At 44.7% G+C, this 17,558-nt stretch carries 15 protein-coding genes; 2 read left to right on the top strand and 13 right to left on the bottom strand.

All coding sequences use genetic code 11. From position 1 onward, the window contains the following. Positions 1-4 precede the first annotated feature (4 nt). The 12 genes from OCT63_RS07740 to OCT63_RS07685 form a co-directional block, all read right to left on the bottom strand. Positions 5-1,591 (bottom strand): cytochrome ubiquinol oxidase subunit I, encoded by a 1,587-nt coding sequence (locus tag OCT63_RS07740; protein WP_269983507.1) that lies wholly within the window; start codon positions 1,589-1,591, stop codon positions 5-7. A 163-nt stretch (positions 1,592-1,754) separates the two neighbouring features. After that, positions 1,755-3,185, bottom strand: coding sequence for an aminotransferase-like domain-containing protein (locus OCT63_RS07735; protein ID WP_161749243.1), 1,431 nt, complete (start codon positions 3,183-3,185; stop codon positions 1,755-1,757). 221 nt (positions 3,186-3,406) lie between these two features. Continuing rightward, positions 3,407-4,843, bottom strand: a complete 1,437-nt coding sequence (locus OCT63_RS07730) for a lytic polysaccharide monooxygenase (RefSeq protein WP_269983525.1) — start codon at positions 4,841-4,843, stop codon at positions 3,407-3,409. Between the two features lie 289 nt (positions 4,844-5,132). Then, positions 5,133-5,891 (bottom strand): vitamin B12 ABC transporter ATP-binding protein BtuD, encoded by a 759-nt coding sequence (gene btuD, locus OCT63_RS07725; protein WP_269983506.1) that lies wholly within the window; start codon positions 5,889-5,891, stop codon positions 5,133-5,135. Beyond that, entirely contained in the window at positions 5,878-6,873 is a 996-nt protein-coding gene (gene btuC / locus OCT63_RS07720) for a vitamin B12 ABC transporter permease BtuC (protein ID WP_269983505.1), read from the bottom strand. The genes btuD and btuC overlap by 14 nt, the downstream gene beginning before the upstream one ends. 133 nt (positions 6,874-7,006) lie before the next feature. Next, positions 7,007-8,035, bottom strand: coding sequence for a succinylglutamate desuccinylase (locus OCT63_RS07715; protein WP_060467817.1), 1,029 nt, complete (start codon positions 8,033-8,035; stop codon positions 7,007-7,009). 259 nt (positions 8,036-8,294) lie between these two features. Continuing rightward, positions 8,295-10,091 (bottom strand): M3 family oligoendopeptidase, encoded by a 1,797-nt coding sequence (locus OCT63_RS07710; RefSeq protein WP_269983504.1) that lies wholly within the window; start codon positions 10,089-10,091, stop codon positions 8,295-8,297. Between the two features lie 81 nt (positions 10,092-10,172). Continuing rightward, positions 10,173-10,790, bottom strand: a complete 618-nt coding sequence (locus OCT63_RS07705) for a histidine phosphatase family protein (RefSeq protein ID WP_161749247.1) — start codon at positions 10,788-10,790, stop codon at positions 10,173-10,175. A 26-nt stretch (positions 10,791-10,816) separates the two neighbouring features. After that, a complete protein-coding gene (gene cobU / locus OCT63_RS07700) occupies positions 10,817-11,392 on the bottom strand; it encodes a bifunctional adenosylcobinamide kinase/adenosylcobinamide-phosphate guanylyltransferase (protein WP_161672585.1) in 576 nt (191 codons plus the stop codon). Positions 11,393-11,417: 25 nt separating this feature from the next. After that, positions 11,418-12,224: an adenosylcobinamide-GDP ribazoletransferase gene (locus OCT63_RS07695; protein ID WP_269983503.1), complete on the bottom strand. Its 807-nt coding sequence runs from the start codon at positions 12,222-12,224 to the stop codon at positions 11,418-11,420. After that, complete coding sequence (gene cobT, locus OCT63_RS07690) at positions 12,224-13,252, bottom strand: nicotinate-nucleotide--dimethylbenzimidazole phosphoribosyltransferase (RefSeq protein ID WP_269983502.1); 1,029 nt, start codon at positions 13,250-13,252, stop codon at positions 12,224-12,226. Before cobT ends, OCT63_RS07695 begins: the two co-directional genes overlap by 1 nt. A 70-nt stretch (positions 13,253-13,322) precedes the next feature. Further along, on the bottom strand, positions 13,323-13,934 hold the full coding sequence (locus tag OCT63_RS07685) for a flavin reductase family protein (protein ID WP_269983501.1): 612 nt from the start codon (positions 13,932-13,934) through the stop codon (positions 13,323-13,325). Positions 13,935-14,376: 442 nt separating this feature from the next. Between OCT63_RS07685 and OCT63_RS07680 the strand changes: the two genes are divergently transcribed. Both OCT63_RS07680 and OCT63_RS07675 read left to right on the top strand, forming a co-directional pair. Next, positions 14,377-15,072, top strand: a complete 696-nt coding sequence (locus OCT63_RS07680; RefSeq protein WP_269983500.1) for an NAD-dependent epimerase/dehydratase family protein — start codon at positions 14,377-14,379, stop codon at positions 15,070-15,072. Between the two features lie 183 nt (positions 15,073-15,255). Next, the gene (locus OCT63_RS07675; protein WP_269983499.1) at positions 15,256-16,629 is read left to right on the top strand and encodes an L-cystine transporter; all 1,374 of its coding nucleotides are present in this window, start codon (positions 15,256-15,258) and stop codon (positions 16,627-16,629) included. A gap of 325 nt (positions 16,630-16,954) precedes the next feature. On the opposite strand, the gene OCT63_RS07670 is transcribed toward OCT63_RS07675, so the two are convergent. After that, entirely contained in the window at positions 16,955-17,476 is a 522-nt protein-coding gene (locus OCT63_RS07670) for a DUF2058 domain-containing protein (protein WP_060467826.1), read from the bottom strand. Positions 17,477-17,558 lie beyond the last annotated feature (82 nt).

Below are 17,558 nucleotides of genomic sequence, written 5' to 3'. Positions count from 1 at the left end.
CACCTTATTGTTGAACTTGTTGTGCCAATTTGGCTTCAAGTGATGTTGTTGTTTGTTCATAGTGATAGCGCCCTGTTTTCAAACTGCTCGGGCCTTTTTTAGCCACGGCAATCATCAAATAGCTTTCTACGATAATGAACACGGTATAGAGGCTAAGAATGAGCACGAGGGACGTAAGTAGGTTTTCAATGGTTTGCGAAGAGGCCGCTACAGTTACCGGAAGGATTTCACCGACAGCCCAGGGTTGACGACCGTATTCCGCAACAAACCAACCCGCTTCGATTGCTATCCAAGGTAATGGGATTGACCAAAGTGCCGCCTTCAATAACCAAGGCTTTCGAGTAATGTTCTTACGATAGGTTTGTAAGAAAGCCGCGCCAAAAACAAACAACATAATGAAGCCACAACCCACCATGATTCGAAATGACCAGAACAGTGGCCACACCGTTGGAATTGAATCGTCGGCAGCTTGTTGGATTTGCTGTTCAGTAGCATCAGTTACCGTATCTGTGTATCGCTTGAGCAATAAGCCGTAGCCGAGGTCGTGTTTGGTTTGATCGAAAGCTTGCTCTGTCTCATTAGAGGTGTCGCCCGCTCGCAAACGCTCTAACAATTCGTAAGCGATAATGCCGTTTCGAATACGCACTAAATGTTGCTCTCGCAAGTCATGAAGGCCTGTCACTTGCTCATCCAAAGATCGCGTTGCAATAATCCCCATCACATATGGAATTTTCACAGCAAAGTCAGTTTTTCCTTCCTCTTGGTTTGGTAAGCCGAACAAGGTGAAAGCCGCTGGCGCAGGTTCGGTGTGCCACTCGGCTTCAATCGCCGCGAGTTTCACTTTTTGAACGTCACCCAGTTCATAACCAGACTCATCGCCCAATACAATAACCGAGATAATGGCAGCGATGCCGAAAGACGCGGCCACAGCAAAAGAACGCTTTGCAAACGCTATGTCTCGACCTTTCAACAAGTAGTAAGAACTCACGCCTAGGATAAACATCGCACCACAGGTATAAGCAGAAGCGACCGTGTGTAAGAACTTAACCTGAGCCACAGGGTTAAGCACTACTTCAGCAAAGCTAGTCATTTCCATACGCATGGTTTGATAATTGAACTCAGAGCCAATCGGGTTTTGCATCCAACCGTTAGCAACCAGAATCCAAAGTGCGGAGAAGCTTGAACCTAGCGCCACCAGCCAAGTCACAACAAGGTGTTGGCGTTTGGATAGCCTTTCCCAACCGAAGAAGAAAAGCCCAACAAAGGTGGATTCGAGAAAGAATGCGACAAGGGCTTCAATGGCGAGAGGCGCACCAAAGATGTCACCAACATAGTGAGAATAGTAGGACCAGTTGGTGCCGAACTGGAACTCCATGGTTAAGCCAGTCGTGACACCCAAGGCGAAGTTAATACCAAACAGTTTGCCCCAAAAGCGCGTCATATCCTGATAGATTTGCTTACCGGTAAGCACATAGATCGACTCCATGATCGCCAGTAAGCAAGACATACCGATAGTTAATGGGACGAAGAGAAAGTGGAACATAGCGGTTAGCGCAAACTGTAAACGCGACAATTCAACTACATCAAACATTTAAGCTCCAAACATCATAATGATGGCTTTCATATTAAGAATTGGAGCGTATTTCAGCACAGTTCGAACGAACCAAACTAGAACAGATAAGTCATTAAAAAACAGAACAGATCATCTATCCAATCAACAAGAGACTAGCATAGAGGTGAAAACTGTCGGTAACTCAACTAACGGTTAAAACTTGAGACTCCATGGTTCTGATTAGGTTGCCTAGCGTTTGAATGGCGTCGGCAATTTTGTCGTCGCAAGCGTATGAACAGTTCAAGCGAATATGATGGGAAAACTGCTTGTCACTGCTGAAGATGATGCCCGGCGCAACAGATATATTATGCTCAAGAGCTTGCTCATACAGCTTCTCAACACAAACAGAGTGAGGCAATTCTATCCAAAGGAAGTAACCACCTTGGCTTTTATGAATCAAAACACTCTTAGGCAAACTGGATTCGAGTAGTGCTATATGCGCCTTCTTCCTTTCGTTCAGCAATTTGCGAAGCTTTTTAAGATGGTTGTCATAGCTGTAAAACGTGAGGTAATGAGACAAACCAAGCTGAATAGGTATGCTACTTGAGAGCGTTGATAAGTGCTGCAATCGTTGAATCTTCAGCGCTTGCTTACCTGCCACGACCCAACCAATTCGAAAGCCCGGCGACAATGACTTAGAAAACGAACTACAAAGCATGATCTGTTCACCAGTATCATAGGCTTTGGCGGGCAATGATGTTTGATTACCGACGTGAAGTTCACGATACACATCGTCTTCAATCATCGGAATCTTATGTTGATTCACCAACTCGGCCAGTCGTTGCTTGTTACTGTCACTCATCGAATAACCGACTGGGTTTTGTGATTCCGTCATGAACCAACACGCTTTAATGTCCATTGATGCAAACACTGACTCCAACACATCAAGATCGATTCCGGTTTCAGGGTCTGTTGGTATCTCAACTGCCGTTAGGTTTAACCTCTCAATGGTCTGCAACACACCATAAAACGCGGGATACTCGATAGCGACCAAGTCACCCGGTTCTGTGCAAGATTGCAAACAGAGATTAAGCGCTTCCATCGCACCAGAGGTAATCACGATGTCATCCGGTAGTACATTTAAACCATGCATTTGGTAACGCTGAGCAATTTGTCTGCGAAGTGTTTCACTGCCCGGAGGTAAATTGGTGAGCATGCTGTTATCCGGCATTTGACGGCTAGCGTTGGCTAAGCTGCGTGACAATGCTTGATGAGGAAACAAGGCAGGGTCTGGAAATGCCGAGCTAAGTGGAATGATGCTAGGATCTTTCGCTCGTTGAAGCACATCGTAAAGCAGATCACTGATTTTAACGGGATACGGTTTGATGGCTTTGTGTTGCGCGTTTTCGGAAGTGAATACATTTCTACGAGGTAACACGAAATAGCCTGACTTAGGCTTTGAGCGCACATAGCCTTGGTCTTCGAGCTGTTGATATGCTTGCAATACCGTCTCGATGCTGAGTTTGTACCGCTTACACGCATCTCTAATTGATGGAATCTTCTCGCCACTCAGCCAAATGTTTTGCTCTATCTGATTCTTGATTGTATTGGCGAGTATCTGTGATTTTTTCATCAATAAATTCTTTTCTATCTAATGCGCCTAAACATTACCTAATCATGGATATTCGAGTTACGCAGGTATTCGAGGCAAACCAAAGCCCTACCCTAAACCCAATTTCCTTCACGGTCGACTTGTTTATCTCTCCCGTAAGAAAAGGCACCACACTCGTCAATCAAGTGTGGTGCCTTAATAACTTAGCTACTTAGTTACTTTAGTTTGGGTTAACTAGCTGACTAGTTAGCTGGACGCCAAACGCCCCATTTGTCATTCTCGTAGGTCGCTTGAGGGTTTTTACCACCTTGAACCCACCATTGTGCTTTCCATGACTGGTTCGAGTAAGTCACGACTTCACCACCAAGGTAAACCTTGGACGAGTCCCACGTGCCTAGGTCTGGGTCAGGAGTTGGATCTGGATCAGGTGTTACGCCAATGTCATCAGCAATCACTTCGAACGTAAAGGTTTCAACACTGTCGCTTTCAATTGAGCTAGCCATAAACGACAAAGTTTCGTTCGCTGTAATCGCAGTCGTGTCAACCACAATTGAAGCTGTACCGTTGTTTTGAATGCTAACTGCAGAACCTTGAGTTTGAGTTAATGTCGCCGCTTCGCTTGTTGCAATCACAACTTTGTCGCCAGCATTCACTACGTTGTCACTCTTCACTAGCTCATAGATATCGCCTTTCAACGGCTCAACACCACCGTCGCCACCTTCAATCAATGTTAGCTGACCTGAAGCACGGCCATCCTTTGAGTTAAAGAAGTTGCGTGTAGGATCGTTTTGGAAGTACATGTAATGCTGCATTTCATCATGCCAATCACCAATGAACACCGCGCCATCTTTAAACTCTTCATGCCAACCGTTGATTTCAGAAGCCAGCAAACGAGCCCAGTCATTAACGTTTGAAGCGTCGATAGCAATATCAAAACTACGCGCTACTTCACCGTACTTGTTGATGATGTCGTAGTTAACGGTGTCACCGACTTGTGGAGTACCAAATTGCTCTGAAACAAATAGGTCACCACGCACTAGATCAGGCTCAGGTCCTGGCTCTGGTGGAGGGGTTGTATCACCCGCGATAGTGATGTCTGAGCAGTTGTAGAAGCCTTCACCCGCGGCATCGTCACGTTGCCAACGTACGTATAAGATTGCATCGCCAGAACGGTCAGAAGGAATCGTCACGTTGATACGGTATTTGCCACCGCTAACAGGAACATTGCCCACTTCTTGGATAAGCTCTAAGTCTCCCCACGCTAGGCCTTTGCTAAGGTCTGCATTTGGTTTCGTTAGGTAGAACTCCCAGAATGAAGGGTTGTGCGGTGCCGTCGCGTTGAATACATATTCAAATGTACCTGTACTTAGCTCGGTGCGAGTCCAACCAGTGTGAGGCGCACCCATGCCGCGTTTTTGCGAATCATTGGCATAACATAAAGTGCCGTCAGGAATCGCCGCTTTTACAGCATTGATGTTGTTGAAATCTTGAATGTTTTTTGCGTATTCATTACGTTGAACGAACGGGTATGAGCCAGAAATATCTTTCGCTTGAGCACATGCCGCATTTGGGGGTGTACCCGACCAAATACCACCTTGCTCATAACACGTGTTCTGACGCGCACTTGGAAATTCAGACCAACCATGAGCATTTGCCACTGATGGCACACTCGATAGCATAGCCACACCCACTGCTATTTTTAGAATATTGTTATTTATTGCTGTCACTTTCCCACCCTCTATTAGTTTAACTCTACACACAGCACTAACATTGGCTAACCAACCACCAATACTGTTAGAAGATTTATAGTTTTGACTTGAAGAACAACAAAAAATATATACATCAACACCGTCTATAACAGCGGGGGTTATATTAATAGGAATCGGAATCACACAACTCAAGTAAATGTGTTGTCGATAAATGATGTTGCTTCGAATTATCGATTTTTACCGATACCAAATAATCTTTCTAACCAAACAAAAGATAACTTTGGTTTTTGACGGAGATGCTTGTAACTTGCGTGTTGAACACAGACTCAAGTTGCTCTGGAGCCAGCACTTGTGCCGCAGAACCAGAAGCTTGTAAAACGCCCTTGTCGAGCAATAGCACTTGGTCAGCATGTCTCAAGGTCCGGTTCAGGTCGTGGTTTGCCATGATCACCGCAATGCCCTTTTGGGCAACTCGTTCAATGAGTTTGTAGAGTAAGGCTTCTTGAGCAATATCCAATGGCGCTGCCGGCTCATCGAGAATCAACAACTTCGCGTACGGGTTAAGTGTCGGCCAGGTTTGCAAACACATGCCCGCTAAGCGAACGCGTTGCCATTCGCCGCCAGACAAAGCTTGAATAGAGCGATGAAGCTTGTCTGCAATGTCGAGCATCTGACTGATTTCTTCCAAAGCAGCGTTGATTTCGATATCAAGACCTTGTGAAGAGCTTGGCAGAGACAACGCAAGGTATTGGAACACTTCTAAGTTGAAGGCGGGTCTTGCGCTTTGGCACAAGTAGGCACGATGCAGTGATAAGTCTTGCAGCGACAACTCTGATAAGTCTTGCTCATCGAGCTTGATATCACCTTTGTGTCCATCACCAATGCCCGAGATAGCCTCAAGTAAGGTACTTTTTCCGCTGCCATTGGGGCCGATAACGTGAGTCACCTGCCCTTGTTTGAGCTCAAATGAGAGCGGTAATAAACGAGCGCCGACGCTCAGGCTCTTAATTTGAATCATGATTTTTAATTAACATCCAAATGAAGATAGGCGCACCGATACTGGTGGTCATCACACCCAAAGGTAGTTCTGCAGAATCCAATAAGGTACGCGCGCAAATATCAGCAAACACCAACAATGCAGCACCTGCAACAGCAGATAAAGGAAGCAGGTATTTGTTATCCGTACCAATCGCTAAACGAAGTAAGTGTGGCACAACCAAGCCGACAAAGCTGATTACGCCGCCTAATGCCACTGCGCAGCCGACTAAAATAGACACAGCGAAGATCAAACGCCAACGCAACTTAGGCACATTCACGCCCAGTTGCGCGGCATGAATCTCGCCGATCATAAGCTTGTCTAACTTGCTGCCTTGTAGACACAACCAAATGATCACGGGAATCATCATTAACGTCAGCGAATGCTGGTACCAAGTCACGCCACCTAAGCTACCCATTAGCCAGTACATCAATAAGCGAAGGCTGAGGTCGTCACTAAAATAGAACGCCCATGTCACCATCGCACCAGAAAGAATGCCTAATGCGACCCCCACCAACAGCAGCTTGGCCGTGGTGAGCCGCATCACTTTAACCATGCTCACCAGAATGACGGTGAAACAGAGCGAGCCTAAAACGGCGGCAATCATGAAGAGTTCTGGAGTCGGAGCAAACGGTAAGAAGAACAGCACTATCACCATGGCTAGGCTTGCACCGCCAGAAATGCCGAGCACACCTGGTTCTGCCAATACGTTGCCTAATAACACTTGTAAGCTTGCGCCAGATACCGCTAACCCTGCCCCGATAGCAATAGCGGCCAATAATCGAGGTAAGCGTAAATCAATCAGTAGTTTTTGTTCTAACGTGGACAAGGTGCCCAGAGGGGAAATGAAGAGATCGCCAACCATTAAGTAAATGGCACTCAGCGCGACAAGCAGTGCTGCCATCAGATAAATGGCTCTAGTCCATTTGCGCTGTTTTTGGTGAAGAAGTTGTTGGAAATCCATATCAAGCTACTTTGAAAATGTTCGCGTAACCTTACCTGTATCCCCAAATAAACTCAAGGCTCACACCGTAATGTGAACCTTGATATTTCAACCAGTTGAGCGGTTGTTTTCGTCGTTTAAACCCGAGTCGATATTAATCGTACACAAGCTGACCGTGGTCGAATCGTGTTTCAACTTCACACACCATTAGGGCCGCTCGTTGACCAATAGCAACATTACGGTTAGGGAACACCACGGCTTCGTTTTCATTCTTCGCCATTAACGGTTTATCACCATCATGGCCGAAGACTTCACCGTGCTTGAACGCGGTAAAGTTCTCTACAGAATCTGAGAACATGAAATCGAAATCATCATGCAAACGAACAATGGTTCGGCTCACACGATAAGTAATCGTTCGCTTGGGTAAATGCTCTGGCTCAACTTCAGCAATCAAGTTACGCATCGCCAAGTCAAAAGCCGTTAGTTTATCAAGTTGGTTCTCACCAATTCTCGCGACCTGCCCTAGCTCCATTGTCAGAGCTTGCGCTTCGAAGTTTTCAGCGCTGTACCAACTGAACGTGCTGGTTGGTGCATTCGACAACAACACCGCTTCAACGTGAGCACTGTTAATGAAATCAAACAGCGCTTTGCTGCGGACTTCGTGGCGAACCTTAGGGCTCACTGCGAATGAGTAATGCTTAGATAGACGGATTGCACAGTGCAGATCTAAGTGCCAGCGAGTGGCAGGTTCCGTATTCTTGTAAAACTCAGTCACTAAGAACTTCAAGTTCTTCGCGATATCCACTTCTCGATTACTCTCGTGCTGTTTTTCATCAAACAGACGATTCATGTTCACATCAAGAAAACGAGTATGTGCGTTGGTTGCTTCTGGGTGAGCAATGATGAACAAACATCTTGCTGCCACTACTTGGAAGCCTGTTTCAATATCCTCAATGAGCTTATCGATCAGCTCCATTGGTGAAGTTTCGTCACCATGAACACCGGTTGAAAAAATGATGTTCTTGGTTTCAGAATTAAAATCCGCGGGAATCACTTCCAAGACACCGCGTTGATGAAGCTTAATTTGAACACCGTTACTCAGTACGGTCTGTCCTGCAAACACTTCTTGCTCAAGATCTAGGCTGTCAAAAAGAAATGATTGGCGAAAGAGGGTCTTCGTCATGCGCTACTCCTTAATTGCACGGCCGTATGTTAATAAATTGTACATAGAAATTGTGTTGCTAGGATCGCACTTATCAACAGAGACTCCGTTTTCACTCACAAATACTACCCATATATTTTTATATTACCTGATGATCTTTACTCACCGACATCTGTTCCAAATAACTTTCTCTATTTAGAGTCACTTTTAGCTATCTCAGCAAGATAAGAGCCACGTAAGCTAACACAGCTCTTACCTGCTATGAACAGATTGAGATCAATTAATCTTCCTGATTGAGCAATCTTTCAAATTCATCAATTTGAACTTTGACCATGTCGATGCTTTGTTGCCAGAAATCGGCCTGAGTCAGGTCCATTCCCAAATGTTTTTGAACCACTTCTTCCGCCATCATGCTGCCAGTATCACGAAGTAAAGAGACATAATCTTCGTAGAACTGTTCACCTTTTGCATCTCGCTGCGCGTAAACACCTTTGCTGAACAGGTAACCGAACAGATATGGATAGTTATAGAAGCTCACTTGAGAAATGCTGAAGTGCAATTTGCTCGCCCAGAAGTAAGGATCAGCTTCTGTCATTGCATCGCCGTACCACTCTTTCCAAGTGGTTTCCATCAAGTCGCACAATTGTTTAGCTGTCAGTTCGCCTTTCTCACGTTGCTCGTAAAACGCTTTTTCAAACTCGAAACGTACTGGAATGTTCACCATCAAAGCGAGTGAAGAAGAAAGCTCTTCCCACAGCATTTCGAGCTTCTCATTGCGTGTTTGTGCTTGTTGTAACAAGTGGTCACGAACGATATTCTCAGCAAAGATAGAAGCGGTTTCTGCCAGCGTCATTGGGTAGCGAGTCTTACACAAAGGCATGTCACGCATTACCCAATTGTGAAAAGCATGGCCGAGTTCATGCGCTAAAGTCATTAGGTTTGAGCGGCTACCACCCCAAGTCATGAATACGAGCGGCGTACGTGTAGCAGCAAATTTAGTGCAGTAAGCCCCTAAGCGCTTGTTGGCAGCAGGTGCAGCATCAATCCAACCATTCTCAACCATCAAACCCACAAACTCAGCCATCTCTGGATTGACTTCATCAAAAGCAGTTTTGATTACTTCGATCGCCTCATCAAAAGAATAAAGCTTAGACTCGCTGTCACCGAGCGGTGGCATTGCCGCTAAATGGTTCCAAGGTTTCATTTCATCTAATCCGTGAACTCGTGCCATTAACAGACCGGCTTTCTGTCCAATGTTACGATTAGCTTTTGCCACCGACATCATGGTGTCTAGTGTTTCTGGCACGATGCGGCTGCCATGTAGGCTTGGATCAAGAAAATGCACATCACTAATTTTCGAGCGCTTTTTGTTTTCTGTCAGTCGCCACCCCGCCAATGCATTTAGAATCGAAGCAAAAGATTCTTCGTGCGTCTTCATTGCGCTTTGAACCGCTCGCCATGCCGGTTCTTGTTTCTCGAATTCACTGCCATACAGTAAACTAACCGCTTGGGAGAAACCGAGAGCTTCTTCTTCACCTTGAATCTTTAAAGACAACTTCAAAGAGCCCGTTAGGTTGTCGTATAAACGACCCCACGCGTCACGACCATCAACCTTCATTGCTGCTAATAGCTGCTCTTCAGCCACACTAAGTCTGCTGCTCGATAATTTTCGTGAACTTTCAATCGCAAAACGTTGGCCTGCGACATCCACACTTTCATGCTCTAGAACAGCATCAATAAATTCTGGTTCAGCGTGAATCAATGTGTCTTCATACGGGCTAAACGCTTGAGACATTTCAGAGTTCAACTTCGCGACACGGCCAAGCAATGCTTTGGCTTCTGTGTGTGTTGCATCTACCGATGCGTGGCAGTTGGCGAAAGTATTGATGGTGCTCAGTAACGTGCCAGCCGCTTCTGAAGTCTGAATGGCGTTTTGCATTGCTAGAATGACATGGCGTATTTCAACATGCTGGTACAACAGCTCAATACACTGCTGAATGAGTTCAATATCCTGTTCGATTTTTGCATCATCTAGATCGCGATAAGCAATACTGAGATCCCAACTTGGTGTGGTCATGACTAAATTCCTTTCACGTGGGTAACGGCTAAAACCATTTAATATATTAAAAAATTGATATCACTGTGTATTTTTGATTGCTTACAGAACAGGCAGCCCTATCGCTTTAACGCTGATAAAGCTTTGTGCAAACTGAGTGACTTGAATATGGGTAATTGAGGCATTCTCAATCGATAATTTCGAGTACAAACTTGGATTTTTCCAATCAATATCAAGGCAGTGCGCTAGCAGAACTCGAATCACACCACCATGAGTAACCAATAATAAATTATCACTTGGATCGCTAAAAAGTTGCGCCCAAGCTTGAGTTACTCTGTCGTGGAAGCTCTGTAAACTTTCGGCACCAGTCAGTTGATGGTTTGCAGGGTCTTGCCAAAACGTTTCTAGCATCAACCATTTATCTTTAATCTCATCAAATGCGACACCATCAACCTCCCCGAAATTCATTTCTTGAAAGCCTGATGCCGTCGACAGAGGCACAGACATGCGCTGTGCATACAGGTTTGCTAGATCACTGCATCGTCTTAATGGCGAGGTAACCACACCATCAAAAGAGACACCGTGTCGCACCAAGGCTTCACAAATCTGCTGTTGAAGGTTTGGGTTAACCAATACGTCAGATACACCGTTCAGAGCCGTTTTACCTTCTACCTTTCCATGCCTCAGCAAGTAGATATTTTTGGTTGTTCCATTTTCCATGTGTGTACCTAAACTTAGGAATGAGTCTAACAATTCGACGATTTCAAGATCAATGGCAACCCTGCGGCGACCAATGTGACTCGTTCAACCACGCGAGCTAATGCTTGGTTCATTCGCCCCGCATTATCAACAAACAAGCGCGATACTTTTCCTAGCGGAACCACACCAAGCCCAACTTCGTTAGACACGATGATAATTTGCGCCGGACTTTGCCCTACGACTTGCACCAAGTCTTCGACCATTACTTCAACCTGTTGATTGGTTGCGTCATCGCCCAATTCAAAGATGATGTTATTAAGCCATAGTGTTAAGCAATCAATCAGCACCACATCACCTTGATTAAATGACAGCAGTTTCGTGGCTAATTCGACAGGTACTTCATGCTCAATCCACTGTTCACTACGGCGATCTTTATGATGAGCGATGCGTTCTCGCATTTCATCGTCTAGATAGGTGGCAGTTGCTATGTAATGCAAACGCCCATTTGAACATCCAGTCAGGGCACTTAACGCTTGTTGCTCTGCATAACTCGATTTACCAGAACGAGCGCCACCTAAAACAAGATGGTGATTAAGCTGATGATCTTGATTATTCGTTGTCATAGTTCGTCCTTAAAGCTTCGAGTCATCATAGAAATCCGTTATAAAAAGCAGCGGTAAATACAACGTAAATCATCAACTCCATCAATTGTTGAGCCGCACCCAAACAGTCACCAGTAAAGCCGCCAATTCGTGCCATTAGCCACTTTTTGAAGCTCACTCTAAACAGACAAGCAATCACAGCTAAAACAAACGTAAACGCCAACCCAAACCACAAGCTTGGCAACAGGCCAACCAAAATAAGGAAAACAAGTTCGCCCTTGGTTTGTTTGTTGGCCAGTGGCTTACTTTTACTGGTATCTAGATCGCTCACATAAGGCATGTCATAAATCAGTGATGCGGCAATCGCGCGGCTAAAGGTGTAGCTCGTGACGATCACCATAAACAGCCCGGTCATGCTAACAAGCTCATTCAATAGCACCCATTTTCCAAACAGAGCCATGACGAGAGCAGATGCGCCGTATGTACCAATGCGACTGTCTTTCATAATGGTCAATCGGCGTTCCAACGTCATGCCGCCACCAATGCCATCCGCCATATCGGTTAAACCATCTTCATGGAACGCACCGGTGAGCATCAAGCTAAAACTCATCATCAAGAAGATGGCCACTGCACTCGGCAGTATGGCATCGAGTAGCAAAAACACACCGCCACACAGAACACCGAGTAACAAACCAACCGTTGAAAAGTAACGCCCGGAACGGTTCATACGCTCTTCTGAATAGGGCGTATTCTTCGGCATAGGTAAACGAGAAAAGAAGCCCATTGCCAAGGAAAACAGTTGCCATTGATAAACAGCGCGATCTTTCCAAGATCTTCTCGGAGAATCACTCATTAAACCGTAACTCCAGCACTTTCGAAGCTCGCCATGTTGTTATAGAACTCGGCTGCCGCACGAATAATTGGCATAGCTAGAGCTGCACCCGTGCCCTCGCCCAATCTCAATCCAAGATCGAGCAGCGGTTCAGCGTCTAGTAACTCTAATAGGATTTTGTGCCCGGACTCTTCAGAGCGGTGGGCAAAGATCATGTATTCACGGCAATTTGGCTCAATTAAGGTCGCGACATACGCAGCGACTGACACGATAAAACCATCGACCAATACTGGTGTTCTGTTGTGGTAAGCACCAAGGAAACCACCGACCATTTGCACGATTTCGTAACCACCGACTTGAGCTAAAATTGATTTAGGATCGAGCCCTTTGCAGCGAGCTACGCCCTGCTCAACCACCGCGACTTTTCGTGCTAACTGTTCATTGTTGATACCAGTGCCTAGGCCAACACACTCTGCCGCAGTTCGGTTTGATAGCGCACTTAAAATCGCTGATGCACTGCTGGTATTGCCGATACCCATTTCACCAAACATGATGATGTTTGTGCCATTCGAAATGGTTTTAGATACAAGCTCTGCGCCCAGTTCAATCCCACGTTCAACCGTTTCTAAACTCATTGCGGCTTCATTGACAAAGTTATTGGTTCGTGTACCCAAACGCTGGGAAATCAGCATTGGGTTATCAGATTCGATTGGTAACAATATTCCCGTGTCGACTACCGTAATATCGATGTTGTTCACCGCACAAAAACAGTTAATCGCCGCGCCGCCGCTTAAGAAGTTCAATACCATCTGTTGTGTAACTGCACTCGGGGCAATACTCACGCCTTCATCAGCAATACCATGATCGCCTGCAAAAATGATGATGCTCGGCTTATTCAATTCGATGTGTTCAACCGCAGACTCTTTACCTTGGCTTTGAATCAGAGCCAGTTGATGAGCAACCTTTTCCAGTAAACCAAGAGCGCCTAACGGCTTAGTTTTTTGGTCAATGCGATGTTGGATGTACTGCGAGTATTTTGTATCTAGCATAAAATTAGTGGCACTTAGATTGAGGAACGGGGTTTAACGATCTTATCCGCTGGAGCTAAATAGTTAACGCTTACTTAGGACGAGCAACAGAGAACACATTGGACAGCGTGGCGTATTCGCCTCCGCCCAGTCGAGATAAAGGATCAAGTGCTAGTGCATCAACCTTCAAGCGTTCGCTCTCTTTATCGATCACACCTTCAGAAATATACACCTGTTCAACTTGAGCAAAGATAAGGCTTTGCGGTACTTCACCGACTTCTTTAACTTCATACAATGTGCAGCCAAAAGCCACAGCACACTCCTTCACTCTAGGTAAAGAAAAGCCTTCAAACTCAACCAACTCGATATTATTCGCGGTTACTTCAGACTCACCATGATCGAGCGTGGCTGCTGTCGCTGTCATCACCTCGGCAGAACTGGCTGACGCGATATGAATGACCAACTTACCGGTTTCAAGGGCATTACGAGTGGTATCTTTGATTTCGCCCGATGGCTTTTTCCCAACTGATAACATCAGTAGCGGCGGATTGCTAGAAACAGGCGTGAAATAAGAGAAAGGCGCTAGGTTGTACTCTTGCTCAGAAGATTCCGTCAATGCCCATGCAATAGGTCGAGGCACGACAGTCTGTGTCATTAGATGGTAGATCTGAGTAGGAGCAAGAGTATCAAGCTTGAGGTTCATAGCACGTCCTTGGTCTATGTGAATTACGACTCAGTTTACGTGTTAAGCAACCCGGTATCTATGGTTATGTAACAGAAACGCAGAGAGTGTTCTTAATTTAAACAGTTCAGCTTCTTTTCTGAACAAAACAATCACAAAACATAAAATTCATGCCAACTAACCGCAAATCTCAATCGCTTACCTTTGTCACTTTTATCTCTGATACAAACAGCTCGCATGAATCATAATATCTCTATTAATAAGCACTCTATAAATAAGCTCGAGATTAATAAAAGCTCACACCTTAACTCCCGGCAGTCTTTTGGCTTTCTATCTCACCACATTTTTTAAAATCTGGTTTACTTATTAAGCAACCTTCAAAAACTATCTTTAAATTTTATTCGCTTAAAATTAAAACACTGTTTATATTAAACAAGCACTTGCAAGCAGGTTAAGGATAGCTATGAGCATTTCTGGAGACAAAACATCGGTCGTTGTAGCTGGCGCTACAGGGCTAATCGGCCGTCATGTAATGAGCTTGCTCATCGATGAACCCGCGGTTGACCATATCTATGCCTTATCCCGAAGAGCATTAGATTCACAGTATAACTCCGACAAACTTCACACACTCATTCACAGTGATCTGCAAGTCACGAGTTGGGACGATACCAAAGCAACGCCTAATCTCGGGGTTATCTGCTTAGGTACGACCAATAAAAAGGCAGGTTCAAAAGAAGCACTACGCAAAGTCGATGTTGAACTTGTCAGCCAAGTAGCCCAATCCATGAAGTTTCTCGGCGTCCAACGAGTTGCAGTGGTGTCAAGTTACGGCGCGTCGCCAGATTCTTATTCACATTACCTTCGCTGCAAAGGGCAAATGGAGCAAAACCTAAAACGTATCGGTTTCAAACAACTTTTTATAGCGCGCCCGGGGCCACTGGTTGGTGATAGAGATGAACCAAGGGCCGATGAAAAACTCCTACACAGTGTCTTTCCTCTGCTGTTGCCATTGATGTTTGGCAAATTCAAAAACCTTCGCCCGATTCAATCAAAAGATGTGGCACAAACCATGTTGTTCCGATTATTCGATAATAACTTCCAAAATGTCGAAATTTATTCTTCAAGTGACATGCTCAATTTATTAGCAAAATATCGCTAAAAAGCTCATCTATTAATCACAATGTTGGATATCCATGCTCCCTAATGTGTGGATATTACTTATCGTTCTAATAAATTACTTTTCCTTATTTTACGTTTTGTTACAGAACGTTATCTTACCCTGCAGTATTCGCGCTAATACCTTAGCGCTCTATTAATTTGAAGTTATTCATAAGGAAATTAAATGTCATTCCCAGCTATCGCTGCCCTAGCGATATTCATTGGTATTCTCTTCTTTCTATATGGACAGCAGAAAAAAGAAAACACTCTTTCTCGACTTGTTTTACTCGGCTTAGTTTTTGGTAGTGTATTCGGCTTAGGCCTACAGCTATTATTTGGTGAAGGTAACCCTATCATCAAAGAGACGTTAGACTGGGTAAATATTGTTGGTCGTGGCTACGTTGGCCTACTAAAAATGGTGATCATGCCGTTAGTGTTGGTATCAATGATTGCCGCTGTTGTGAAGCTTGAAAAAGGCGGTTCACTCGGTAAAATTTCTAGCATCACAATTTCAGTATTGTTAGCAACAACTGCGATTTCTGCAATCGTTGGTATCGCAGTGACTCAAGCATTTGGGCTTTCAGCGGAAGGCTTGACTGAAGGTGCTCGTGAAACTGCACGTATTGCAACACTAGAAAGTCGCATTGGCAGTGTAGCTGATCTGACGATTCCACAAATGCTGGTTAGTTTCATTCCAACAAATCCATTTGCAGACTTAACGGGCGCTCGATCTACTTCTATTATCGCGGTAGTTATCTTTGGTGTGCTAACCGGTATTGCAGCACGTAAAGTGATGGTAGAAAAGGAAGAGCTAGAATCACCAATCCGTACATTTGTTGAAGCTGCTCAGTCTATCGTTATGCGTTTAGTTAAGATGATCATGGCGCTAACGCCTTACGGCATCGCAGCGTTAATGGCGAAGGTTGTTGCAACGTCTAGCGCGTCTGACATTCTAAGCTTACTAGGTTTCATCGTAGCGTCTTACGTAGCGATCCTATTGATGTTCGTGGTTCACGGCGTGTTAGTTTCTTTTGTTGGTGTCAACCCGAAAGAGTACTTCCAAAAAATTTGGCCTGTACTGACTTTTGCTTTCACATCGCGTAGCTCTGCTGCATCGATCCCACTGAACGTAGAAGCTCAAATTACTAAGCTAAACGTACCACCAGCGATTGCAAACCTATCTGCGTCTTTTGGTGCAACGATTGGTCAGAATGGTTGTGCGGGTATCTACCCTGCAATGCTAGCAGTCATGGTTGCGCCAACAGTCGGCATCAACCCTATGGATATCAACTTCATTCTGTCTCTGGTTGCGATTATCACAGTAAGCTCATTCGGTATTGCCGGTGTGGGTGGCGGTGCTACTTTCGCGGCACTTATCGTACTGCCAGCGATGGGCCTTCCGGTAACTATCGCAGCATTGCTTATCTCTATCGAACCACTTATCGATATGGCACGTACGGCACTTAACGTTTCAGGTGCGATGACGGCAGGTACCATTACAAGCCGTCTATTGGGTAAGAAAGACAAAAAACAGGATTTAGAACAAGCGAACGCTTAATAAATGACTGTCTGATTCTCCACTCTGAAACAGAATAAATAAAAAGACCGATGTTCGTACATCGGTTTTTTGTTTACCCCTATAAGCATAATTTCCTACCTAGTTCACTAAACAGCTCATCAACGACAATATTAGACTTACCCTTGAAACGAATTACCCTTAAAACAAATTTGCGAACAGTGCTCAACTGGTAACGAACAACAAAGGTTTCTTCTAGTTGATTAATACCAACAAAAAATGCAGCGACAACCTAAGGTTGTTCGCTGCATTTTACTGTACTTTCTTCTTTACTATAGCGGCTCTTGACGAAAGCTATGTAAAAGAACTACCACATTAGATCATCAGGGATAACGAAGTCTTTATACGGGTCATCTTCGTCCACTTCATCAGAGCTTGCTGCTTGAGTATCAACAATAGATTCTTCATCACGCATCGCAATCTTGTTCGCTACCGATGTGGGAATCACAACATAACTTTCGCCTTGACGAGCAATACTCAGGATACCTTTACTTAGTTGCTTTTGAGTCAGCTCTTCTACGTATAAGTATTTGACCAAAGTACCGTCAGTGAAGTTGTATTTGATATCACCATCTTTTTGTTCGATCTTGTTCATCTCAATCAGTTGCTTTACCTGAGCTTTAATCTCTTTGCTCAGTTGCTGTTCTTTCAACTGTTGGTTTAACTCTTTGTCTTTCGTTTGCTGCGCCAGTTTCGTTTCTTCTGCTGCCGCTTTTGCTTCACGAGCTTGAACGCGAGATTTTTTAGAGCCTTTCTTCGCCTTCTTTAATTTTTTCTCATTTACCAAGCCAGCTTTAAGCATCTGTTCTTGGAGTGTTAACTTTGCCATGACTTTCCCAGTTAAGGATTAAAAACGGCACTATCATACCTGTTTTTATGGTTTCTGTTTACTGAACAATCGCAAAATATAC

Origin of the sequence: Vibrio sp. RW, from assembly GCF_027587105.1 — a bacterium.
GTDB lineage: Bacteria > Pseudomonadota > Gammaproteobacteria > Enterobacterales > Vibrionaceae > Vibrio > Vibrio toranzoniae.
The sequence above is the reverse complement of the archived record's forward strand: the minus strand, read 5'-3'. Positions and strand labels throughout refer to the sequence as shown.